16 protein-coding genes and 2 pseudogenes are annotated in these 21,876 nt (G+C 68.9%); 7 read left to right on the top strand and 11 right to left on the bottom strand.

Going from position 1 to position 21,876, the window contains the following annotated elements:
- Positions 1-416 precede the first annotated feature (416 nt).
- Positions 417-1,634, top strand: coding sequence for a GNAT family N-acetyltransferase (locus tag OO68_RS14830; protein WP_033308816.1), 1,218 nt, complete (start codon positions 417-419; stop codon positions 1,632-1,634).
- Between the two features lie 90 nt (positions 1,635-1,724).
- On the opposite strand, the gene OO68_RS14835 is transcribed toward OO68_RS14830, so the two are convergent.
- Both OO68_RS14835 and OO68_RS14840 read right to left on the bottom strand, forming a co-directional pair.
- A complete protein-coding gene (locus tag OO68_RS14835) occupies positions 1,725-1,916 on the bottom strand; it encodes a cupin domain-containing protein (protein WP_033308817.1) in 192 nt (63 codons plus the stop codon).
- Positions 1,917-2,042: 126 nt separating this feature from the next.
- Positions 2,043-2,408 carry a VOC family protein gene (locus tag OO68_RS14840; RefSeq protein ID WP_033308818.1) on the bottom strand — a complete coding sequence of 122 codons (366 nt, stop codon included), beginning with the start codon at positions 2,406-2,408 and terminating at the stop codon, positions 2,043-2,045.
- Between the two features lie 92 nt (positions 2,409-2,500).
- Here OO68_RS14840 and OO68_RS42260 point away from each other — a divergent pair.
- Positions 2,501-3,469: pseudogene (locus OO68_RS42260) on the top strand (helix-turn-helix transcriptional regulator).
- 188 nt (positions 3,470-3,657) lie between these two features.
- Here the strand turns inward: OO68_RS42260 and OO68_RS14850 are convergent.
- The gene (locus tag OO68_RS14850) at positions 3,658-4,386 is read right to left on the bottom strand and encodes an SDR family oxidoreductase (RefSeq protein WP_033308819.1); all 729 of its coding nucleotides are present in this window, start codon (positions 4,384-4,386) and stop codon (positions 3,658-3,660) included.
- A gap of 72 nt (positions 4,387-4,458) precedes the next feature.
- On the opposite strand from OO68_RS14850, the gene OO68_RS14855 reads away from it, so the two are divergent.
- Both OO68_RS14855 and OO68_RS14860 read left to right on the top strand, forming a co-directional pair.
- Positions 4,459-4,836: a MerR family transcriptional regulator gene (locus OO68_RS14855; protein WP_033308820.1), complete on the top strand. Its 378-nt coding sequence runs from the start codon at positions 4,459-4,461 to the stop codon at positions 4,834-4,836.
- Between the two features lie 266 nt (positions 4,837-5,102).
- On the top strand, positions 5,103-5,351 hold the full coding sequence (locus OO68_RS14860; RefSeq protein WP_157852713.1) for a serine hydrolase: 249 nt from the start codon (positions 5,103-5,105) through the stop codon (positions 5,349-5,351).
- Between the two features lie 81 nt (positions 5,352-5,432).
- Here OO68_RS14860 and OO68_RS46790 read toward each other — a convergent pair whose 3' ends face one another.
- The 6 genes from OO68_RS46790 to OO68_RS14885 form a co-directional block, all read right to left on the bottom strand.
- Positions 5,433-5,600 (bottom strand): hypothetical protein, encoded by a 168-nt coding sequence (locus tag OO68_RS46790; protein ID WP_167345892.1) that lies wholly within the window; start codon positions 5,598-5,600, stop codon positions 5,433-5,435.
- Positions 5,601-5,673: 73 nt separating this feature from the next.
- Entirely contained in the window at positions 5,674-7,410 is a 1,737-nt protein-coding gene (locus OO68_RS14865) for an MGH1-like glycoside hydrolase domain-containing protein (RefSeq protein WP_033308822.1), read from the bottom strand.
- Between the two features lie 81 nt (positions 7,411-7,491).
- Complete coding sequence (locus OO68_RS14870) at positions 7,492-8,316, bottom strand: carbohydrate ABC transporter permease (RefSeq protein WP_033308823.1); 825 nt, start codon at positions 8,314-8,316, stop codon at positions 7,492-7,494.
- Entirely contained in the window at positions 8,313-9,296 is a 984-nt protein-coding gene (locus tag OO68_RS14875; protein ID WP_033308824.1) for a carbohydrate ABC transporter permease, read from the bottom strand. The genes OO68_RS14870 and OO68_RS14875 overlap by 4 nt, the downstream gene beginning before the upstream one ends.
- Before the next feature lie 10 nt (positions 9,297-9,306).
- Positions 9,307-10,548 (bottom strand): sugar ABC transporter substrate-binding protein, encoded by a 1,242-nt coding sequence (locus OO68_RS14880; RefSeq protein ID WP_033308825.1) that lies wholly within the window; start codon positions 10,546-10,548, stop codon positions 9,307-9,309.
- A 143-nt stretch (positions 10,549-10,691) separates the two neighbouring features.
- Positions 10,692-11,714, bottom strand: coding sequence for a LacI family DNA-binding transcriptional regulator (locus tag OO68_RS14885; protein WP_033308826.1), 1,023 nt, complete (start codon positions 11,712-11,714; stop codon positions 10,692-10,694).
- A 489-nt stretch (positions 11,715-12,203) separates the two neighbouring features.
- Between OO68_RS14885 and OO68_RS14890 the strand changes: the two genes are divergently transcribed.
- The 3 genes from OO68_RS14890 (at position 12,204) to OO68_RS14900 (ending at position 16,731) form a co-directional block, all read left to right on the top strand.
- Positions 12,204-15,857, top strand: coding sequence for a LamG-like jellyroll fold domain-containing protein (locus tag OO68_RS14890; RefSeq protein ID WP_051814635.1), 3,654 nt, complete (start codon positions 12,204-12,206; stop codon positions 15,855-15,857).
- Positions 15,858-16,036: 179 nt separating this feature from the next.
- The gene (locus OO68_RS14895; protein WP_033308828.1) at positions 16,037-16,240 is read left to right on the top strand and encodes a hypothetical protein; all 204 of its coding nucleotides are present in this window, start codon (positions 16,037-16,039) and stop codon (positions 16,238-16,240) included.
- Positions 16,241-16,329: 89 nt separating this feature from the next.
- Positions 16,330-16,731, top strand: a complete 402-nt coding sequence (locus tag OO68_RS14900) for a VOC family protein (RefSeq protein WP_033308829.1) — start codon at positions 16,330-16,332, stop codon at positions 16,729-16,731.
- 52 nt (positions 16,732-16,783) lie between these two features.
- Here the strand turns inward: OO68_RS14900 and OO68_RS47150 are convergent.
- Together OO68_RS47150 and OO68_RS14905 are read right to left on the bottom strand one after the other, a co-directional pair.
- Positions 16,784-16,948: pseudogene (locus tag OO68_RS47150) on the bottom strand (IS5/IS1182 family transposase); the annotation flags it as partial.
- Between the two features lie 755 nt (positions 16,949-17,703).
- Positions 17,704-21,867, bottom strand: a complete 4,164-nt coding sequence (locus OO68_RS14905; RefSeq protein ID WP_033308830.1) for an AAA family ATPase — start codon at positions 21,865-21,867, stop codon at positions 17,704-17,706.
- Positions 21,868-21,876 lie beyond the last annotated feature (9 nt).

Genomic DNA, 21,876 nt, shown 5'->3' on the forward strand with positions numbered 1-21,876 from the left:
GCCGGTGCGTACCCGGACCCGTGGTCTGGAGCTCGACGTCGAGCCGGAACCGGCCCTTCTCGCGGAGCCACCGGACGGACACCACGCGCCGCCCCCGAACGGCCGGTGGGCGTGGCCGAGTTCGACCAGCACATCCAGGACCCTCCCGCATTCCCCTTCGGAGACCAGGCCCTCGTCCAGCCCGAGTGCCTACGCGGCCGTGAGCACGCTTCCGGACCGCTCGATCACACCCCAGAGCTCCGCCCAGAAGCTGCTCGGCATCTCCCCCCGGACCACCGGGCAGTGGCTGACCGACGCCGGCCTCTGACCGGGACCTGCTGGCGGGTAATTGACTTGCCCTCATCATGAGTTGCCGCTGCACTGTGCCCGGACACCACGAGCCGTGGTGCCGGTATCCCGGGGAGGCAGCGGCAACGATGGAAATCCGTCCCACGACCGACAAGGATCTCGACGTCTTCGTCGACACCCTCCATGCCGCTTTCGGGCTCTTCCCGGAGACCCCGGTCGACGGCGGCGGGCTCTGGTGGTCGGCGCTCGAAATGGACCGCTGCCTCCTCGCCGTGGCGGCGGACGGGCGGCCCGTGGGGACCGCCGCCACGCACTCCTTCGAGCTCACCCTGCCCGGTGGGACGCTCGTCCCGGCCCCCGGGGTGACCGCCGTCGGCGTCCTGCCCTCGCACCGGCGTCAGGGCGTGCTCAGCGCGATGATGCGGCATCAGCTCACCGAGCTGCGGGGCCGCGGGGAGATGCTCTCGGTGCTGCTGGCCTCCGAGGCACTGATCTACGGCAGGTTCGGCTACGGACCGGCGACGTACACGGCGCAGCTGAAGGTACCGCGCCACAAGGCCGCCCTCGCCGCTCCCCGGGCGAGCGGAGCGGCCGAGGGAGTGGCGGCCGGCTCGGTCGAGGTACTGCGCAGGGCCGAGTGCGGCGAGGTTTTGGAGGAGGTCTACGACCGGTACCGCCGCGCCCAGCCCGGCGCGTTGTCCCGCCCGCACCGCTGGTGGGCCGTGCGCGCGGGGCAGCCGCCGATATCACCGGCACAGCGATACATCGCCGTCCACCGGGACACCGACGGCGTCCCGGACGGGTACGCAAGCTACTCGATCGACTCCGGCACCCTGACGGTGGACGAGACGATCGCCACCGAGGACGCCGTCTTCACGGCCCTGGCCCGGTTCGTCCTCGGACACGACCTGGTCTCTCACGTGGTGTTCAAGCACGTCCCGTCCGATCACCCGCTGCGCTGGCGGTTCGCGGACTTCCGGGCCGGCGAGGTCAGCGGCGACATGGACTGGCTCTGGGTGCGGCTGCTGGACGTCCCGCGTGCTCTGAGCGCGCGCGGCTGGTTCGCGGACGGCGAGCTGGTCCTCGACATCGACGACCCGTTCCTCGGCGAACACGACCGCTACCTGCTGAGCGTCCGGGACGGCAAGGCCGACTGCGTCCCGACGGACCGGGACCCGGACCTGTCCCTGGACGTCCGCGACCTGGGCTCCGTCTACCTCGGCGGCACCGCCCCGAGCACACTCGCACGGGCCGGACACATCCGGGTCCACCACCCGGGCGCGGCCACCCTCGCCGACGCGCTCTTCCGCACCGAGCGCTCGCCGCATTGCCTGCACTGGTTCTGACCGCGCCCGCAGTCCTCGGACACGTCCCGCGTCAGCCGGCGGAAGCAGTGGCAAGGCTCGCCCCCGTTGCAGACGTCCGGCCCGGCGCGGTCAGTGGCCTTGTTCCACGCCGATGAGGACGAACGCCACCGTGGCGGGCTGGTCGCTGCGGTTGCGCCAAGCGTGGCGGGTGCCGTTCTGGATCACGATGTCGCCTGCCGAGAGCGATGCGCAGTGGCCGTCGTCGAGTTCGAGGACGATCTCGCCGTGCAGCGGCGACGTGGGCGACGGGACGCCTCGCACCGCTTCACGAGCCGCATGCTGCCCTCGACGCTCAAGGCGCATGCGCGTGGGGCAATCGTCGCCCTCTCGACGTCAGACAACGGCAGGCGCGACACCCATCGTGCGCGCCTGCCGCATTGCGCCCTTTCAGTCAAGCGGTGCCACGCGGATCCGGTTCCCGTCAGGATCAACTGCGAGGAAGGTCAGCCCGAACCCCGCATCATATGGCTCCTGCACGATAGTGACGCCCTTGGACTGCCACTGCTTGAAGATCGCGTTGACCTCGTCGGGCCCACCGCCGATGGCCAGGCACACCTCACTGGTACGCGGGACGTCCGGTGACAGATCCTCGAACTGGCCAGACCACAGAGCGAGGTCAGCGCCTGGCCCGAGGTCGAAGGTGATGTATCCCGGAGTCTCGAACGACGGCCTCATGTCGAGGAGGTCACCGTAGAAACGCGCTGCGGCGGGAGCGTCGTTCACATAGACGATGGACACGACGGATGTGGTCATGGTTCTTCCTTCTCACAGGTCGTAGGTACGCCTCGACCAGCCTGACCGGGATATGCGCCGCATCATGTCGCAATTCCTGAAAAGCTTGGTGTGTGACACCGGACCGCTTCTTCTCCCTGGTGCTGCTCCTCGCATCAAGAAATGCTGTGACCACACAGGAACTTGCCTCGGCGCTCGGGGTGTCCCTTCGAACCATCACCCGGGACTTGAACTGGCTCCGCGACGCCGGTCTGCCGGTGACCGCGCAACGGGGCCGCCTCGGAGGCGTGACCATGCTGCCCGGGTCCGGGCTCGACCTCACGCGACTCACGCCGGGCGAGCGTGATCATCTGTCGCTCACCGGGCTGGATGAGAAGCAACGCGCGGAGCTCAACGCATCCGCCGAAAGCCGGCGCGCGCTCTCCAAGATCGCCGCGACACAGTCACGTCAAGGTTATGAGCTCCTGCCGCTCGCCGACGTAGTGCACGTGGACAGCCGTCCCTGGCTCCAGGCACTTACTTCCAGCACGACTCCGGCTTCGCTGATCGGCCCAGTGCGGCGAGGTCGCCGACTACGGATCGAGTACGACAGCCCACGCGAATCATGCCCACGCCACCTGGTCGTGGATCCCTATGGGCTGTTCGCCAAGGCCGCCGGCACCTGGTACCTCGTCGCCGACTGTGCCCGAGTGCCACGGATGTACCGACTCGAACGGATCACGACGTGGAAAGAAGTCGACCAGCCACGACGGATCCGCGAGAACGAGACCCTGGCCACCGTCGCTGCAGCGCTCGTTGATCAGTGGGAACACAACCACGCGATAGAGGTCAGCGCCACCATCGACCAGACGTAGATCGAGCGAGCGGAACGGATCTTCGGCCAACGACTCGTCCGGGACGACCGTGAGGATTCCGCCACCGGCCACAAAGTAACGATCCACTTCCTGCATCTGGAGGACGTGCGAGCACTACTGCCGTTCGGGAGCGCCATCACTGTGCACGGCCCCACCGAAGCCAGGGCTCACCTCAGCGACCTCGCCACCAGCCTTGCCCACCACTATGCGCCGTCGCCAACGTCCTGACCCGCAGCACCAGTCCTCCACGAGCCCGGTGCCCGCGGCAAGCCGGCGTCGTCGGCACCAGGCCCGCGCCCGCGGCTGCCACTACCGCCGACGCGAGGCCACGGCATGAAGATCCACAACTGCGGATGGAATTCCAATTGACCGAGCTCAGAAGCAACCGACCGAAGGCAGTGCGCCCCAAGGGGCCCTCATGCCGCCGTCAGCGCCGCCAGGGCCCGGTCCATCGCGGCGTTGAATTCTTCCGGCGTCAGCGGCAGCCGGGACTTGACGTCCCGACTCCACTGGTCGGCGAGGACCTCGGCGGAGTTCGCCTCGACACCGTCGAGAGCCGCGTCGGCCAGGTCCGACGGAGCCATCTTGGCCACGGGCCAGCCCGCGGCCATGTCGGTGTCGGCCAGGCCGAGGTGCACCGCTGTCACGAGTGTGCCCTGCTCGGCGAGTTCCAGGCGGACGCCGTTGGTCATGGCCCAGGCGGCTGCCTTGGTCAGGTGGTAGGCATTGGCGCCCTTGCCCCCGAACCATGACATGGCGGAGAGGACGTTGACGATCGCGCCCCCGTCGTTCCTGGCGAGCGCCGGCGCGAACTCCCGGATCATTCCCAAGTGGCCGAACATGTTGGTCTCCAGCTCGTGGCGTACCGCATCCAGCGAGCCGGTCACCAAGTCGGTCCCCGTACTGATTCCCGCGTTGTTGATGAGCAGCGAGACGTCCGGGGCAGCCTCGGCTGCGGCCTTCACGGATGCGGGATCGGCGATGTCGAGGGGCAGCACGTCGACCCCGGGCAGGTCCACGGTCTCGGGCCGGCGAGCCGTCGCGTAGACCTTGCGGGCGCCCCGTTCGAGCAGGCGCTGGGCGAAAGCGCGGCCCAGGCCGCGGTTGGCTCCGGTGACAAGGGCGACTGAGTTGTTGATGTCCATGCCCCGTACGCTAAAACCTGACGCCAACGTCAGAGGCAAGTGCTGATCATCAGGCGGGGGAGAGGAATCACCATGACCGTCACCGAGGCCGCGGCCGAGCGGCTGATCCGCATCGGCGAGGTGGCGCGGGGTGCCGGCGTCTCGGTACGCGCCGTGCGCTACTACGAGCAGCAGGGGCTGCTCATCTCCGAGCGCAGCCCATCCGGCCAGCGCCTCTACCGGCAGGACGCCGTCACCCTGGTCCGGTTCTTCCAGCAGATGTTCGCCGCCGGCCTGAGCAGCCGAAGGATCACAGAACTCCTTCCATGCTGGGACGCCGGGCACACCGACGCCGAGCAACGAGCCATGCTGCGCGCCGAGCGGGACCGCATCCAGGCCAAGGTCGACGACTTGCAGGCCGCCCTCGACCGCCTCGACGAGGTCATCGCGATCACGGACACGCACCCGTAGGCGCGGTCGGTCGGACGTCGCACCAGCGATCTACGGCTGGAGTGCTGCTGATCTTTTCGTAAATTCGGAGGTGTGGTGGCCGTGTGGGTGGGGGATGTCGGCGGCTGCACGCGTGGTGGGTACCTCGTCGGCCTTACCCGGTCAATGGCCAGGCCGAACGATCTCCCCGCCGTAAATCGGCTGGGCCCAGGTCGGGTTCACGACGACTATGCGTCCAATCGAACGGGATGGAGGGGCGCTTGTTGACTGTTGATGAGGCCGTCGCAGTGGCTGACGCACGAATCAGGAAAGAATCGTGGTTCTCGCACACTGAGCACCTGGTGGTCATGCACGGCAATCGCAGGGTGGCCGAGCACGCCTACAGGCGACGGGCGGTCGACGAACCAGGCGACATCTTCTCCGTCACCAAGAGCGTGCCGTCTACGCTCGTGGGCAGCGCGGTCCTGGACGGCCGGTTCCGCCTGGAGGCTACCGTCGGTGAACTGGGGTCGGTCCGAGGGTTCCTCCGGCATTAGGCTCAGCCAGGAGGCGCCGGTGTACGGCCGGCGAACCGCAGGTCCGGTGGCAGGGTGCCACCGGACCTCAGGGTGCCGGCGTCAGCGCCGGCGAGCCCAGCCGCCGCCGACTCCGGCGACCTGCAGGGCCAGGCACATCAGACCCAGCAGCATGACGTTGGTCGAAGAGAACACATCGTTGGTGCCGAGTTCTGCCGCGTTGATCAGGAACGCCACGAAGAACAACACCGCCGCGACTATGCCGAGCATGAGACGAGCTCCTCTCCAAGGGGGTGAAGCCCGTATGCCCCGCCTCCGCCTCCGGACACCCGGAGGCGGCCGGTCAGCGGCCGTCCCGCTGTGCGTGGGCTTCGGCGAGGAGGAGGTAGCTGCTGGCGGTCCAGGTGTACGCGCGGTCGCGCAGGCCCGTTCCGGTGAGCGCGTCGAAGTTCTCGGCGAAGCCGTGGGTTTCGCACAGGGCGCGGAAGCGGGCGCTGATGTCGTCCGCGAGGCGCTCGTGGCCGGCGCGGCGCAGGCCGTCCTCGATGAGGACGGTGGCGGGGGCCCAGATGGGGCCGCGCCAGTAGCCGTCGGCGAGGTAGTGCGGTGAGGTGGGCAGTTCGGTGGCCAGACCGTACGGCGTGAGGTGGGCCTTGATGTGGTCGGCCAGGGTGCTGCTGACGTGGCCGGGCAGGTGCTCGCCGAGGACGACGGGCATCAGGTCGAGGAGGCTGGAGCTGCTCCAGGTGTCCCCGGTCTCGACGCCCCGGGCCACGAACCTGTCGGTGGCCCAGAGCCGGTCGAGCAGCGCCGCCTGCGTCTCCTCGGCCGCCCGTGTCCACCGGCGTACCTCGTCGGGCCTGTCCAATACCTGGGCCAGGTCGGCCAGTTCGTGGAGCTGGAGGACGAGGAAGGCGGCCAGGTCGGCGGATTCGATCACCCGCTCGGGGTCGAAGGTGGTGGCGTTGTCCCACCCGCTGTCGTTGCCGTGCTGATAGTGCGGCAGGTCGGAGCCGGGTGCTCGCCGCGCGGTGAGCCAGAAGCCGGTCCAGCGTCGCAGCCGGTCGTAGGTCTCGGCGAGTTCGGCGGGCCCGGGGGGTGTCGGCAGCCGTCGGCGCAGGTGGCCGAAGGTCCAGCCGTGGATGGGCGGTTTGACGAAGTTGTAGAGGACTTCGGAGTGGGTGACGGAGTCGGGCAGGGCGCCGCTGTCGTCCTGGTGGTCGAAGGGCAGGGCGAACTGGTCGAGGGCCAGGTCCGGGCACCCCGGGGCGAGGGCCAGCGCGTTGAAGCAGTGGTCCCAGCTCCACACCTTGTCCATCCAGTGCTTGGACATCAGCACGGCGGGCCGCGTGACCTGCCCGGTGGGCCGTACGGTGGCCGACCAGAGGACATAGGCGGCGAGTTCGGCGGCGGGGGTGGCGGACGAACGCCACGGAGCCACCTGGTCGGCGAAGTCCGCGAACCGCGTCTGTGCGGCTTCGGTGATCGCGTCGAACGGCGCCGGGGACGCGTACGGCGGGCGGGCGGTGTCGAGTTCCTCGATCGCGATCTCCCAGTGGCCGTCGGTCTCCGCGGTCATGGTGAGGCCGCGGTGCCCGCCGCCCAGGATCTGGGTGCCGGGGGTCGCGGCGACGGTGCCGGACAGCACGGTGACGCGGTAGCGGCGTCCGGTCTCGTAGGACGTGAACACGTGGGCGTCCGCGGCCGGGTCGCGGAAGAAGTACGTGCCGCTGAACGGCGTGAGGGTCCGCGCGGCCGCCTCGACGCCGATGCCGAGGCCGCTCCCCCGCAGGCGGACGGTGTCGGGCGACTCGTAGGACAGGTCGACGCGGCCGCCCGTGCTGATCCAGCTGAGCAGGCCCGGTGTGGCCTCGACGCGGGCATCGGTCCGGTCGCCCGTCGCCGGGTCCAGGGGCACGAGACGCAGGACGGCGTGCATGCCGTTCTGGTGCGAGACGAGGTGGAGGTCCTCGGCGTAGGTCTTCTCGGCCACCACGGGTGAGATGTCGAACCAGGACCCTTGGGTGCTGAACGGAATGTCGTGGACGGAGAAGGCCGGGCCGGATCGGGCGGCGGTCATGAAGCTGACTCGTTTCTCGAGCAGGGGTCACCGGCCGCATGACGGTCAGGCGGCTCAGTCGTGACGGGGAGGGGGAGGCGGTCAGTCCTTGACGGCCCCGGCGGTCACGCCGGCGGCGACGTAGCGCTGGGCGAGGACGAGGATGACCGCGGCGGGCAGCGAGGCCACGACGGCGGTGGCCATGATGGCGTTCCACTCCTGGTTGTTGTTGCCGATGTAGTGGTAGATGCCGAGGGTGATCGGCTCGTGGGCGCCGCCGTTGACGAGGGTGCCGGCGAAGACGAAGTCGGACCAGGACCACAGGAACGCGAACAGGGAGACCGTGACGACGGCGTTGCGGCTCATCGGCAGGACGACGGACCAGAACGTCCGCAGGGCCCCCGCTCCGTCGGTCTTGGCGGCCTGGAGCAGTTCGCCGGGGATGCCGGACATGAACGCGGTGAAGATGAGCACGCCGAAGGGGACGGCCAGCGTGGAGTCGGCGACGATCAGGCCGGGGACGGACTGGAGCAGGCCGAGCTGGAGGTAGATGGCGTAGAAGCCCATCGCCATGATGATGCCGGGGATCATCTGGGCGGCCAGCAGTACGAAGTTGAGGATGCCGCCGCCGCGTGGGCGCAGCTTGGCCAGGGCGTAGCCGGCGGGGGCGGACAGGGCGACGGTCAGGACGACGGTGCCCAGGCCGATGACGAGGCTGGTGCCGAGGTAGGGCAACTGCTCGTCGAGGACGGTGCGGTAGCCGTCCAGTGTGCCGTGTGCGGGGAAGAGGTCCGGCGGGCTCTTGCGCATGTCCCGGTCGGGGGTGAGGGACACGTTGAGCATCCAGTAGACCGGGAAGAGCATGAGCGCGGTCAGCAGCAGGCCGAGGGCGGTCTTCCACCAGGTGCGGCCGGTGCGTCGGTTCATGACAGGGCCTGCTTTCGCTGGACCTTGAGGTAGATCAGGCCGAACACCAGGGCGGCGACGACCAGCAGGTTGCCGACGGCCGCTCCGGGTCCGAAGGCGGGCAGGAGGTTGCCGAAGCCGAGCTGGTAGGACCAGGTTGCGAAGGTGGTCGACGCGTCGGCCGGGCCGCCCTTGGTCATGATCCAGATGATGTCGAAGACCTTGAGCGTGTAGATCAGGCCGAGGAGGAGGGTGATCGCGGACACCGGGCGCAGCAGCGGGAAGGTGACGCGCCAGAACCGCTGCCAGGCGTTCGCGCCGTCGAGGGCGGCGGCCTCGTACAGGCTCGCGGGGATGGATTGCAGGCCGCTGTGGAGCACGACCAGGTTGAACGGCACGCCGATCCAGATGTTCGCGATGATCACCGAGGTCAGCGACCAGGACGGCGAGGTCAGCCAGTTGACCGGCGCGATGCCGAGGGCGTGCAGGGCGGCGTTGACGACGCCCGATTCGCTGTTGAGCATCCACGACCAGGTGGACGCCGACACGATCAGCGGCAGCAGCCAGGGCACCAGGAACAGGGCCCGCAGGGTCGCCGACAGCCGGAAGTGCTGGGTGAAGAAGACCGCGAGGGCGAGGCCGATGACGTACTGGAAGAGCAGGCAGACGGCGGTGAAGAGCGCGGTGTGGAGCAGGGCGGGGGCGAAGGTCGGGTCGTCGAAGACGGTCCGGTAGTTCTCGATTCCGGTGAAGGGCGCGTTGCCCTGGACGAAGGAGCGGACGGTGTAGTCGCGCAGGCTGAGGTCGAGGTTGCGGTAGAGCGGATAGGCGTAGAAGAGGGCCAGGTACAGGGTCACCGGGGTGAGGAACGCCCAGGCGGCCCACTGCTCGGAGGCCGGGCGGCGCCGGGCGCGCGCGGGGGCCGGGGGCGGGGCGGCGATGGCCGCCCCGTTCCGGACGTGCGCGGACGGGTGGTCCGGCGGATGGATGGTCTGCTTCATCGGGCTCTCGTCACTTCACCGCGGCCTGCGCCGAAGTGAGCGCGTCCTTGGGGGACTTGGCCCCGCTGAGGGCGGACTGGACGGCCTTCCACAGCTGTTCCGAGATCTTCGGGTACCTGGTGCCCAGGTCGTCGCTGGTCCGCCCCTTGGCCGCCTTGACCGCCTCGACCCAGGGCTTCAGCTCGGCGTTCGCCGCCACCTGCTGGGCCTGCACCTCACCGGTGGGGGCCACGTAGGACAGGGTGGTGTCGGTGTCGTACAGGTTCTGGGTGCTGGTCAGGCAGGTCGCCAGCTTCTGGGACGTGGCGTAGCGGCCGGTGTCGCCCTGGGTGGGGAGGGTGACGAACTCGCCGCCGGTCGGGGCGGCGGCGCTGCCTCCGTCGGCTCCTGGTATCGGCAGGACGCCGTACTCGAAGCCGGCCTTCTTCGCGTTGGCGAGCTGCCAGGTTCCGTTCTCGGCGAAGGCGTAGTCACCGCCGGCGAACTCCTGCCAGCTGGTGGTCTGCGTGTTGTTGATGACCGAGTTGGGGGCGTAGCCCTCCTTCAGCCAGTCCTTCCACAGCGACAGGGCGGCCACGGCCTGCGCGGAGTCCAGTTCGGTCAGCTGCGCGCCCGCGCCCCAGAACCACGGCAGGAACTGGAAGCTGCCCTCCTCCGTGCCGATCGCGGAGAACGTGATGCCCTTCTTGCCCGCCGCTTTCACCTTCGCCAGCGCGGCCGTCAGCGACGTCCAGTCCTTGACCGAGGCGACGTCCACCCCGGCCTCCTTGAGGATCTTCTTGTTGTAGTAGAGGGCGAGGGTGTTGGCGCCGATCGGGGTGCCGTACGTCTTGCCGTCGGACTGGCCGGCGGCGAGCAGGTTGGGGTCGACCTTCGAGGTGTCCAGCTTGTTGTCGTCGGTGGTGGTGAGGACGCCCGCCTCGGCCAGGGTCGACACCACCGGGTTGTCGACGATGAGGATGTCGGCGGAGTTGTCCTGCTGGGCGGCCAGCAGTGCCTTGTTGGCCAGGTCGCTGGTGTCGTAGCCGGTCCGCTTGATCTTCACACCGGCCTCGGCGCCGCACGCGTCCAGCAGTTTCACCCAGGCCGAGCCCTTGGCGAACTGCGGGTACGGGTCCCAGAGGGTGTAAGTGCCGCTGTCCGAGCCCTTCGTGTCGGTACTGCCCGCCCCGGAAGAGCAGGCGGCACCGGTGACAGCAACGACGGTCGACAGGGCCACCGCGGTGAGCCGGCGCCTTGAGGAGCTGTGCATGGCGGGTCCTTCGTTCTTGGCACACGTGTGCCGTGGGAGGGGATGACTGGGAGGGAAGCGGGCACGCCGGACCGGCGAGGGTGAGGGGGTCGGGTGCCCGGCGGAGCGGGAGAGGAGTGAAAGGGCGTGAGGTGCGGTCGGGCTCAGGGGATGGGGGTGCCGGTCGCGGGTCCGGTGCTGGCCCGCAGCGAGATCGGCGGCGTGAGCAGGTGGTGCCGGCCCGGCGCGGTGGGCTGCTCGATGCGCTCGACGAGCAGGTCGACCGCGCGCCGGCCCATCTCCTCGGCCGGCACGTCCGCCGCGGTGAGCTGCGGGGTGACGGTCTCCGCCCACCGGCTCGCGACGATGCCGGTCACGGAGAAGTCGCGCGGTACGTGACGGCCCGCCCGGGCGAGCCCGCGGTACAAGCCGCCCAGGGCGGCCTCGTTGAGAGTGACCAGAGCGGTGGTGGCCGGGTCGTCGTGCAGGATCCGCTCCACGCACTCCTGACCGGACGCGGCGTCGTCCCCGCAGCAGTACGTCCGAACCGTGAGCCCGCGCTCGGCCGCGGCCTTGGTGAAGCCGTCCAGACCGCGGTGCGCGGACTCGTATCCCGCGTACAGGAGCTGTTCGGGCCGGTTGACGAAGGCGACCCGGCGGTGGCCGAGATCGGCGAGGTGGTGGACGCACGCCGCCGCGAGCGCGGTGTGGTCCAGGCTCACCCACCAGCCGCTCTCCGGATGCGCGGTGCGGCCGATGGCGACGGAGGGGAAGTCCAGTTCGGCCAGGTGCTCGACCCGGTCGTCCTCCAGCCTGATCTCCATCAGGATCGCCCCGTCGACCCTCCGCTCCCCCAGCAGCCGCTGGAACGAACGGTCGCTGTCGACCCCGCTGGGCGACAGCAGCACGTCGTAGTCGTGCACCGCCGCGGCCTCTACCACGCTGCCGATGAAGTCCAGCTGCATGCCCGTGTAGTGGTTGCCCGCCGGCGGGAAGACCAGGCCGATGGTGCTGGTCCGCCCGTTCGCCAGGGCTCGCGCGCTGGCGTTGGGCCGGTACCCCAGCTCGTCGATGACCCGCTGGATCTTGCGACGGGTCTCCTCCGACACCGAGCGCTTGCCGCTCAGCGCGTAGGACACGGTGCTCCGCGAGACACCGGCCCGTTCGGCGATCTCACCGATGTTCACGTCGGCTCCTTGCTCGAACCGGTTCGACGCCCCATGGGAGGGAGTGCGTGCCGGTCGCGAGGGTGAGGGGTGGGACGGGGAGCGCGGTCCGGTCGTCGAACCGGTTCGCGTGAAGCGACGCTAGGAACTGCCCGAAGACCTGTCAACACCCCCCACCACACTTTCCCGATCCGTCCGGAAGCCGGGGGCTTCCTTGTGCCGGAGGGATTGCTGGCCGCGTTCCGCGGTGCTAGCTTCGCGAACCGGTTCGACGAAGTGATCCTTCCGGCGAACCCGCGCTCCTTCCGCTCCCCTTGTGGAGACGAGCTGCCGCATCGCTCGGTCGGCGACGTGTCCGCAGTCCACGAAATCGAACCGATTCGACGTCGATCACCACGCACACTCCTCGACGGACAGCCCCCGCGTACGAGCAGCCGGCCGGTTCCGGCCGGCCGGAGCCGCCTGCTCAAGGATTCCGGACCGCCTACTCAAGGATTGAGGACGCCATCCATGCCATCCGCTGACAGATCCGCCCGGCGACGGGCACCGGCCGCCGTGACGCTGGCCCTCGGCGCGGGCCTGCTGGCCGCACCGGCCGCCCCCGCCCAGGCGGCCGAGGCGCCCCGGCCCGCCGCCCGCTACACCTTCGACCAGGACGACATGACGTCCGGGAAGATCACCGACAGTTCAGGCAACGGGCTGACGGCAGACCTGGTCAACGGCTCCACCGCCCGGTCCGTCGAGGGCACCGGCGGAGGCAAGGCCCTCGCCCTGCCCGGCGGCGCGGCCGACTCCGACGGCGCGTACGTCAGGCTGCCCCGTGCCGTGGTCGGCGACGCGGCCGACCTGACGGTCTCCGCACGCGTGAAGTGGAGCGGCGACAAGTCGCCCTGGCAGCGGATCTTCGACCTGGGCACCAACACCACCAAGTACCTCTTCAGCACCCCCTACAACGGCAGCGGACTGTTCCAGACGTCCGTCACCACCGGCGGTGGGGGCGCGGAGGCGCAGGTCCGCGGCTACGCGCCGCTCCCCTCGGCCGAGTGGCGGACCGTCACCGTCACCCTCGACACCTCCGCGGGCCGGCTCACCACCTACCTCGACGGCGTGGCGGTCTCCTCCGCCGCGACCGCCGTCAAGGCCAAGGACCTGCTGGACGCCTCGGCCACCACCGCCGGGTACATAGGCAAGTCCTTCTACCCGGATCCGCTGCTCAAGGGCGCCATCGACGACTTCACCGTGTGGCACTCGGCGCTGAGCGCGGAGCAGGTCGCCGGTACGGTCGGGACCGTGCCCACCCTCCAGGAGCTCTCGAAGACGTCCTTCGAGGCGCGCACCACGACCGGGACCGCCCCGTCCCTGCCCGCCGCCGTCCGCGCCTCCTTCTCCGACGGATACGACCGCGACACGCCCGTCACCTGGGACGCCGTCCCCGCCGACGAATACGCCGCGCCGGGCACCTTCACCGTGTCCGGAACCGCCGCCGGGCGTTCGGTGAAGGCCACCGTCACCGTATTCCGCGAGGGGCAGCTGACCGTCGACCTCGGCTCGGACACCGGCGCGTTCCACGGCGGCGCCTCCGGCACCCTCTACGGCGTGTACGGCCCGGACGTCCCGACGAACAACCTCATGGAGGGCATGGGCCTGCGCACGGTCTCCACCAAGGCGCAGGACGGTCCCCAGCACCCCGGTGCCGACGCCCTGGAGGTGGTGAAGCCGCTGGCCGACTCCACCGACGGTGACGTGTACATCTACATGACCGACATCCACCGCGGTTTCCCGTACCAGTGGCCCGGCGACACCCCCGCCGAGAAGCTGAAGCTCTACAAGGAGAAGATCGCCGAGCAGGTCGACCAGGTCCTGAAGCTGCCCGAGCAGTACCGGGACAACATCGTCTTCGTGCCGTTCAACGAGCCCGAGGGCAACATGTTCGGCACCGGCGAGTGGAGCTACAACAAGGTCAGCTGGCTCAACGACCCCGACGACTTCCTCGCCGCCTGGGACGACGCGTACAAGCTCATCAAGGGAAAGATGCCCAGCGCCCGCATCGCCGGGCCCAACACCAGCGTCCTGTACGACCAGGTAAAGGGCTTCCTCGGCCACACCCTGGCCGCGGGCACGCTCCCGGACGTCATCACCTGGCACGAGCTGAGCCACCCGGAGGCGGTGCGCCAGAGCGTCGCCCAGTACCGGGCGTGGGAGAAGGACCTGTTCAAGGGCACCAGCAGGGAAGGCACTCAACTCCCCGTCAACATCAACGAGTACGCATTCAACTACCACACCTCGGTGCCCGGCCAGATGATCCAGTGGGTGTCCGCGATCGAGGAGTCCAAGGTCGACGCCGACATCGCGTACTGGAACATCGACGGCAACCTCTCCGACTCGGCCGTGCAGTCGAACCGCGGCAACGGTCAGTGGTGGCTGCTGAATTCATACGCCTCTATGAGCGGTCACACGGTGAAGGTGACCCCGCCGTTCCCCGGCGAGAACTACACCATGCAGGGCGTCGCCACGCTCGACGAGAAGAGGAAGCAGTCCCGGCTGATCTTCGGCGGCTCCACCGGTAAGGGCCACATCACCTTCGCCGGCGTGCCGAAGAAGGTGTTCGGCAAGAACGTGCACGCCTGGGTGCGGGAGATCGAGTGGAGCGGGCAGGTCGGCGACTCGTCCGGCCCGAAGCTCCTCGCGGAGACCGACCTGAAGGTCGGTGACGACGGCACGGTCGTCCTCGACTTCGGTGACGGCGTCCTCCCGAAGCTGAAGGAGTCCTCGGCCTACGAGGTCGTCCTCAGTCCTGCCGGGGAAGCGAAGGGCGCACAGGCCCCGCCCGTGCGCTGGCAGACGTCGTACGAGGCGGAGGACGCCGCGCACACGGGCTCCGGCTGGTCGAAGAACGGCCCGGAGGGCTCGCCGCGTGACGTCTCGAAGTTCTACACCTCGGGCGGCTACGACGTCGGCGGCCTGCGCACCGGCTCGGACGTCACGCTCGACTTCACCGTAGACGTGCCCGAGGACGGCACCTACGACCTGAGCGTCTTCGCCAACTCCCTCAACACCTTCGACAAGGTCAAGGAGCAGGGCCCCACCAACGTCTTCCTGCGTGTGGACGGCAAGGCCGGCACCGAGCAGGAACTGCACCTGCCGCTCGGCTACAAGTGGGTCGTCTGGGACCACACCGACACGCAGGTGAAGCTCACCAAGGGCAAGCACACCCTGACCCTCGCCGCGAAGAGCGCCGACGGCAAGCGCGCCACCCGGGGCGACGCCATCGTCGACCGCCTCACCCTCTCCCTCCCCCGCGCTTCGGCTGGGACCCAGGTGTACGAGGGTGAACTGGCCTGGCCGTCCGGCGGGGCACGCCCGGTCTACGACCTTCCGAAGCGGGCGGCCACCGGCTCGGGCGCGGTCCGCGTCGCCAAGGGCCAGAGCGCCACGTTCTGGGTCTACTCGCCGGCCGACCGCGAGGCCACCCTCCAGGTCGACACCCTCGGCGGCACGGGCGCACGGCTCTCCGTCAACGGCCACGACGTCCTGCGCCTGGCCAAGGGCCGGAGCAGCGCGGCGGTCTCCCTCTCCGGCGGCGTCAACAAGGTGACCGTGACCGGAGGCCCGTCCACGACCCTGGTCGACCGCCTCACGGTCACACCGACCGTGGGCACGCTGCCGGTGCGCACCTACGAGGCGGGGGACGCACGGCTCGCGGGCTCGGCCACGCTCGCCCCGCTCTCCCTCGCCACCGGCGGCACGGCGATCACGGGCATCGGCGGGGCTCCCGGCAACGGCAACACCGCGACGTTCACCGTCTCCGCCGACCAGGCCGGCCTGTACGCGCTGCGCATCCGCTACTCCAACCCGGAGCAGTCCGAGGCCACCCACTACAACCCCGACCCGCTCGCCCGCCACGCCGACATCAGCGTCAACGGCGGCGCCGCGCGGCGCGTCGGCTTCCCGCACAGCTTCCACCAGAACAACTTCTGGGAGCTGACCGTCCCGGTGCAGTTGAAGAAGGGGATGAACACGATCGGCTTCCGCTCCGAGGAACTGCCGAACTTCGACGGCACCTCCTACGCGTCGGACACCTTCCCCGGCGTGCTGCTCCGCTCCCGTTACGCGCCGCTGATCGACCGGATCAGCGTCGTCCCGTTCGCGCGGGAGGTCGGCTGAGGTGACATCGGCCCGGTCCGTCACGCCTGACGGTCCGGGCCGCCCCCTGGATGCCCCCTCCCCCGGGCCGACGGGCCGGGCGCCGTCCACACCCCGCCGTCACCAGACCTTCACGTCTGTCCGCCGCCGGCGCGGCCTCCCTGGGAACCCGGGTGTCATCGACCGGGAGGGACTGGGCTGTGATCGCTGTCGCCGTACTGCTGCTGCCGGCTCTGGGTGTGCTGCTGTTTGTGATGGACCGCGTCGAGGACCGGCTGTCCGCCCGCCCGTCGGCGGCCCGCCACGCCCGCAAACGTCACCTGCGCCTGGTCCACGACGCCGGCCCGCCCCGCAGCGGGCACACTCCCACCCGGCGTTCCCGGCGGCACGGCAAGGCAGCCTGACGCGGGGTCGCCCCGCCCCGTTTCGAACGCGCTCACCGGGCACACTGACTGCCGGAGGTGATCACGTGTCAGAACAGGGATCGCTGAAAATGCATCAGGTGGTGCTCGACGGCACCGACATCCGAGGACTCGCGGAGTTCTACCGCTCGTTGCTCGGTCTGGTCTACGGCCCGGGGGACGAGCCGCCCGAGGCGGGTGAGCACGACGAACGGGGGCAGGACTGGCTGGTGCTGCGCACCCCCGACGGGGCGCCCCGGCTGGCCTTCCAGCACGTCGACCGGCTGACGCGGCCGACGTGGCCCGACGGCCCGGTGCCGCAGCAACTGCACTTGGACCTGAGCGTGACGTCGATCGAGGATCTCGAGACACAGCACGAGCGCGTGCTGAACCTCGGCGGCCGTCTGCTGTCCGACAACAAGCAGGGGCCCGACGAACCCTTCCGGGTCTACGCCGATCCCGCGGGCCATCCGTTCTGCGTCTTCGTCGCCTGAGCGCACGCTGAGGCGAAACACTCATGGACATCAGGCCGGGGCCGCCCCGCCCTGCGGAATGATCGGTTCGTGTGGCCAGGCCTCGCCACTGCTTACGGCGGCTGGCGCATCGCTCGAGAGTGTGGCGCTGCTTATGGACATCCGCATCGAAGCTTGGAGGGCGCCCGCCTTGGCGGCCTCGCCGCAGACTCCGGCCCATTTGGTCCGATGACGGTGGAGGCGCCTGCCCGGTCAGCCCTCATCAGGGCGCTCTCCCACGCGGACGACGCGGTACCCGCGAGCGGTAACTCGCGGTTGGCAGTCCAGATCGCGATCCTGCACGGATCCGCTGGCGCTCTCGCCACGGTGTACACGACGACAAACTCCCTCGCCGTCACGGTCCTACCGCCGTGGTCGCGGTGGGGCTGGCGTGGATGCTCGACCGGCGCCGGGGACAGGGGAGGATGCGTGATCGGATGCCCTGCTCAACCGAGCCCCCGCAGGAAGGCACCACGTCTTGCCAGCGCCCAAGAGGACGAGTTCAATGCGTTCTTCCGACAAATCAGCCTGCTGGTCCGCCACCTGGTGGTGGGAACAAGAAATCCAGCGCGGCGTCGTCAACGTGATGGCCGCGGCCCCCCTGCCCTGATCGTCACCCTTGGCACGCTCACCGGCGGGTCCGCCCACCCTGCCCGCCCGCTGTCTGGGCGCACCAGCCTGTTTACTGGTCACATCTATGGATCTACCTGGTGGCACCGATCGCAGGGGTGACCCTCACCGCCCTGCTGGCCCGGTGGGAGGCACATCGCCCCCACCGCTCTCCGAGGAGCGGACCCGCACAGTTGCGCGGAAGGCGATCGGAGACTGGCCAGTGCGCTGCTGGAAGTATTCGCTGAAGTTGGTGGCGCTCCTGCTGCCACCTTCTTCCGGGCGGTGCGCCGTCTGCGCGCTGCCCTGCCCTTGAGTTTGGCCCGCTTGAAGCCACACCGAGCACTACGGGGTGTGGCGCCACATGGCGATGGTCCCGTAAGCGCCTCCCGTTGCCAACTGCTGGCCTGGGCCGAAAGCGAGGCTGTACACAGGTTCCGCGTGGCCCGTGAGGATCGTCGATCGACCGCTTGGATACCAGAGGGAAACTCGACCGTCCTCGGCGCCGGCTGCAATGGCTGCTTCTCCGTTTCCCTCAGGAATGGCCAGCACAGTCACCGGACTGTCATGCATGCGCCGGTCCACGAACAGGCCGTCCTTGGTGTCGTACAGCCGGACTTCGCCGTCATCGTGCCCAAGCGCCACCACCGACTGTTCGCCCCACTTGCCGACCGTCATGCACCCGGGACGCCGGCCGGGCAGGGCGACTGTCCATTCCGGCTCAGCCTCCCTCGGGCGCCAACAGGTGAGGGAATCGTCGTCGTGGTGGGCGATGATGTGCCCCGCCTGATAGGCGATGAGACGGCACGGGGTCGGCATGTGCTGCTGGCCGACGTCTCTTCCGGCGACGAGGTCGCGCAGGCGGACCCAGCCCTCGGTGTCCGCTGTCACCAAGGTGGTGCTGTCAGGACCGCCAACGGTTGCTGCGACAAGCCGGGCCTGGCCCGTTCGAGGTACGGGTGAGCGTTCGTTCGAAAGAACGTTCCACAGCCACAGTTCGTCGTCTTCCCCGTGGAGCAGGATACTTGGGGCGCCCTGGGGGCCGTATGACCACACGGCGCGAACCCCGCACTGATGGCGTCCGGCTTGCAGAGGCGCCGCCGCGGTCCCAGGCTTGCAGGTCCACAGTTCCGCTTCGCTGTCGGCCGTGACTAGGAGTGGGTCCCCGGCAGCATCCGCTGTCCAGCACAGGGCTCGGACGGAACCGGAAAGTCCGGACCTGTGATCTGTATGCACGGAATAGAGGTCCCAAAGGCGGATGGTGCCGTCGTCGCTCCCGCTGACACACTGGATTCCGTCCGCCATCGCGCTGACTGCCACGGCACCCACCGGACTTGTGTGTCCGCACAGGGTCCCCCGAGGAGTGCCATCGTTGGCATTCCAGATGTGCACGCGGTTGTCTTCACATCCTGCGATCAGCATCTCTCGGCCCTCGACCCGCCCGAAGACCAAGGACCGCGCTGGGCCGCTCGCCAGGGTATGGACGTGCCGCGCACTGCCGTTTTCGGTGTCCCAGACGATCACCTTGAGGTCCGCCCCTGCTGTGGCGGCTAGCGTGCACCCTGCAGTGGTGCCTAGGGCGACAGCGAGGACGCCGGCTGTATGACACGTGAGAAGAGCCCGCAGGGAGCCTTTCCTCAGGTCCCACAGCCGTGCGCTGTGGTCAGCGGAACCGGAGAGCACCATCCCCGCACCGGGCTCTCCGGCCGCTGAAAGAGCCATGACCGTGTCGTGGTGCCATCCGACTCTCTTTGTCGCGTGCGTCCGCCGGATCTCTAGGGATGCCGCAGTGGCATACAACAGGTCCGCGTCGTCCGGCGTCACAGTGAAGGCGGTGATGCGTTCGGGATGCACAACTGCTGTGATCCGCTCATCACCGGCTCTATTCCAGCTGCGTAGAGTCCCGTCGCACAATGCGGTGACCGTCTCCTCCCCCTCGGTGCGGGTCACGGCGACGGACGTTGGCCGTTGTGCACTGAACACGGCGATGTCGTCACCGCTCCACACCCGCACGGTGTTGTCCTCGGCTGCGGAAACGATGACATGTCGATTGCCCAGGGTACCGGTGCCGAGCGCGCGTACGCTGGCGGTATGCCCGTGTAGCGCGCGTGAGCGTATGCCGCTCCACAGGGCGCGCTCCAGGGCCCAGCCGGATTCCGGCATAGCAGACGCGCATGCTTCTGCCAGGCGGTGCGCACCGGTGCGCCGCGCCCAGAGCCGCATGGCCGCGAGTGCGAGGTGATGCGGCGGTTCCTCGTCATGCGGTGCGGCTGCACGCCGGGCTTCCAGTGCAAGGACGACGGCCTGAGCCGACTGCGGGTCGAGGCTGGTCGCGTTCTCCGCGAGTGAGAGGTGGTCGAGAGCCAGCACGAGGTTGGGGTCGTGCAGGAGGATGTCTTCGAGCGCCCTACCGTGTGCGGCGTGGACGGCGAGGTATTTGCGGACATAGGGTGGCGGCAGAAGATCCGCGGGGGGTCGATCGGGATCGGTCATCCTCTGTCGTACGGCTGCCGCCAGACTACGGGCCACGTCTGCGTGGTGTGCGGACACCGCGGCCTCGGTCTCACCGCCCAGGCATTGAGCGATCATCAGGCTGCGGAAGACCTCGTGGGAGAGCCGGTAGACGGCTTGTTCGTCCTCCTCGTCGATCAGGACGTACGGGGCTGCGATACGGAGCAGGTTGTCAATGTCCTGCTCGCTTACGCCTGGCCCCCCCGATATGCCGCTGGCCGAGGAGGCCCATACGTCTCCTGACCGCGGCATGCCGCGTCCCTCGCTCAGAGCGAGGGCGAGAAGGAGCGGCCGTGCGGCCTGGGAGGTGCTCATGACGCGCCTCATAGCTGTGGTGAACAGGGCGTCGTCTTGCAAACCGGTGTCGGCCACTTCTGTGAGGACCTGGGGCAGGACGTCGGCACGGTGCCCTTCGATCCGCGAGACGAGTTCGTGAACAGCGAGCCGGGCCGCTAGAAAGGCTGGTTCCTGCGCGGCGATCGCGTCGGCTGCCTGCTCTATCGCTTGATCGGAGAGTTCAAGTGTGCGCATCTTCTGCAGGCGCAACCGTACGTACTGGTGAACGGCCTCAGGATCACGGTCGAGTACGATCAGCCGTTCGCCGGGGAGGCCGTCCGGAGCCAACACCTCCAGCAGGTCACCGGAGACTGCATCTTGGGAGTGCTGGCGTTGTACCGGCCTGGTGCCTACCACCACGGCGCATCGCGGAAGCCCCGACAACCAGCGCAGCACGTCGGCCACAGCGCGGGGATGGGCTGCTTCGTCAAGAGCGTCCACGAGGAAGGTGAAGGGTCTGCTCCGGTCAGTCAAGGACGAAGCGAGTGAATCCGCCAGTGAGCTCGTACCCAAGGCGGCCAGCGCTTCGGAGGGATAGCCGACGGCCCTGGCGATACTTTCCAGAATGCCCCGGCGATCCATACCGGTGGCATGCACGATCCCCTGGAACGCGTAGTCCGGGGGTGTTTCGTCGGGGGCGGGCTCTGCGATGTATCTGCCGCGGACCAGGAGCTGCCGCAGCCTGGGGCGTGACAAGGCGGCGACGTTGCCGAGCAGCGCCGACTTGCCCTGACCGCCTTCGCCGGTGACCACCAGCATCCCTGACGTTTCCTTCTTCAACCATGTCGCGATACGGCGCTTCTCTGCCTGTCTGCCCACGAAGTACCAAGCCGCGTCGCCGTGTTCTGCCCCACTCGCCTTGGGAATGAGGTGCAGGCGTTCGTCGGCCGACAGCGAGCGAATGAACCCGGTGAGGTCTTCGTAGACGTCCAACGACGCGTTGGCGCCCGTGACAACGGGTGTGCGCCGGATCAGCAGCCCGCTCGTGAAGGACGCAAAAACATAAGGATTCGGCAGCCGGCGCCGCAACTGGTCAGCGAGGTCCCATGTACGCACCTGGTTGCTGCCGCGGAAGGACCCGAGGGCGAGCTCGAGCGCGTGAGAGAAGACACCCAGGCGGGTTTCGCCCTCTCGTGAAGCGCCTAGCAGCAGTACTCGCTCGGCGGCATGCGGGTCGTCCCGCAGGAGACAGGAATGCACGAACTCGACGAAGCGTGCGGACCTGCACCCGTCGATCAAAATCATGGCCCATGAGTCTCCGGCGTGGGGGCTGCGCTCGCGTCTACGGATGAACGAGGCGAGCACCTCCGGGGTCAGGCCACTGCCGTCCACAGCCACATCGCTCTCCAACAACGCCATGGAAGCGCGCAGATCGTTGGACCAACCGTGCCCGACCCAGTGCAATACGGTGTTACGAGGCTGACGGGGGTTTGCCCACTCCTGCAGACGCCGTGTGACCGCACTCGCGTTGCGCTCCCTCGGCAGAACCGGCCACGGCACGGGGACGCCGCCGAACTCCGCCAGGGCCGCGCCCACGGCCTGCGCTTCCAGCTCGGCGGCCCCCGGCCCCTGTGCTGAATCCCCGTGCAAGTCTGGGAGGTTGTCGTAGTGAGTGAGGACGACGGATACGACATCGAACTCCGCCGACTGCAGCTCCTTCATGGCTCATCT

It is taken from the genome of Streptomyces iakyrus, assembly GCF_000717055.1.
Classification (GTDB): domain Bacteria; phylum Actinomycetota; class Actinomycetes; order Streptomycetales; family Streptomycetaceae; genus Streptomyces; species Streptomyces iakyrus.

Bases quoted from the DNA above. Each gene is read 5' to 3' on its own strand.
- OO68_RS14905 (WP_033308830.1), bottom strand. From the start codon at position 21,867: ATGAAGGAGCTGCAGTCGGCGGAGTTCGATGTCGTATCCGTCGTCCTC.
- OO68_RS14875 (WP_033308824.1), bottom strand. From the start codon at position 9,296: ATGAAGCAGACCATCCATCCGCCGGACCACCCGTCCGCGCACGTCCGG.
- OO68_RS14865 (WP_033308822.1), bottom strand. From the start codon at position 7,410: ATGACCGCCGCCCGATCCGGCCCGGCCTTCTCCGTCCACGACATTCCG.
- OO68_RS14830 (WP_033308816.1), top strand. From the start codon at position 417: ATGGAAATCCGTCCCACGACCGACAAGGATCTCGACGTCTTCGTCGAC.
- OO68_RS14855 (WP_033308820.1), top strand. From the start codon at position 4,459: ATGACCGTCACCGAGGCCGCGGCCGAGCGGCTGATCCGCATCGGCGAG.
- OO68_RS14900 (WP_033308829.1), top strand. From the start codon at position 16,330: ATGCATCAGGTGGTGCTCGACGGCACCGACATCCGAGGACTCGCGGAG.
- OO68_RS14840 (WP_033308818.1), bottom strand. From the start codon at position 2,408: ATGACCACATCCGTCGTGTCCATCGTCTATGTGAACGACGCTCCCGCC.
- OO68_RS46790 (WP_167345892.1), bottom strand. From the start codon at position 5,600: ATGCTCGGCATAGTCGCGGCGGTGTTGTTCTTCGTGGCGTTCCTGATC.
- OO68_RS14870 (WP_033308823.1), bottom strand. From the start codon at position 8,316: ATGAACCGACGCACCGGCCGCACCTGGTGGAAGACCGCCCTCGGCCTG.
- OO68_RS14880 (WP_033308825.1), bottom strand. From the start codon at position 10,548: ATGCACAGCTCCTCAAGGCGCCGGCTCACCGCGGTGGCCCTGTCGACC.
- OO68_RS14850 (WP_033308819.1), bottom strand. From the start codon at position 4,386: ATGGACATCAACAACTCAGTCGCCCTTGTCACCGGAGCCAACCGCGGC.
- OO68_RS14890 (WP_051814635.1), top strand. From the start codon at position 12,204: ATGCCATCCGCTGACAGATCCGCCCGGCGACGGGCACCGGCCGCCGTG.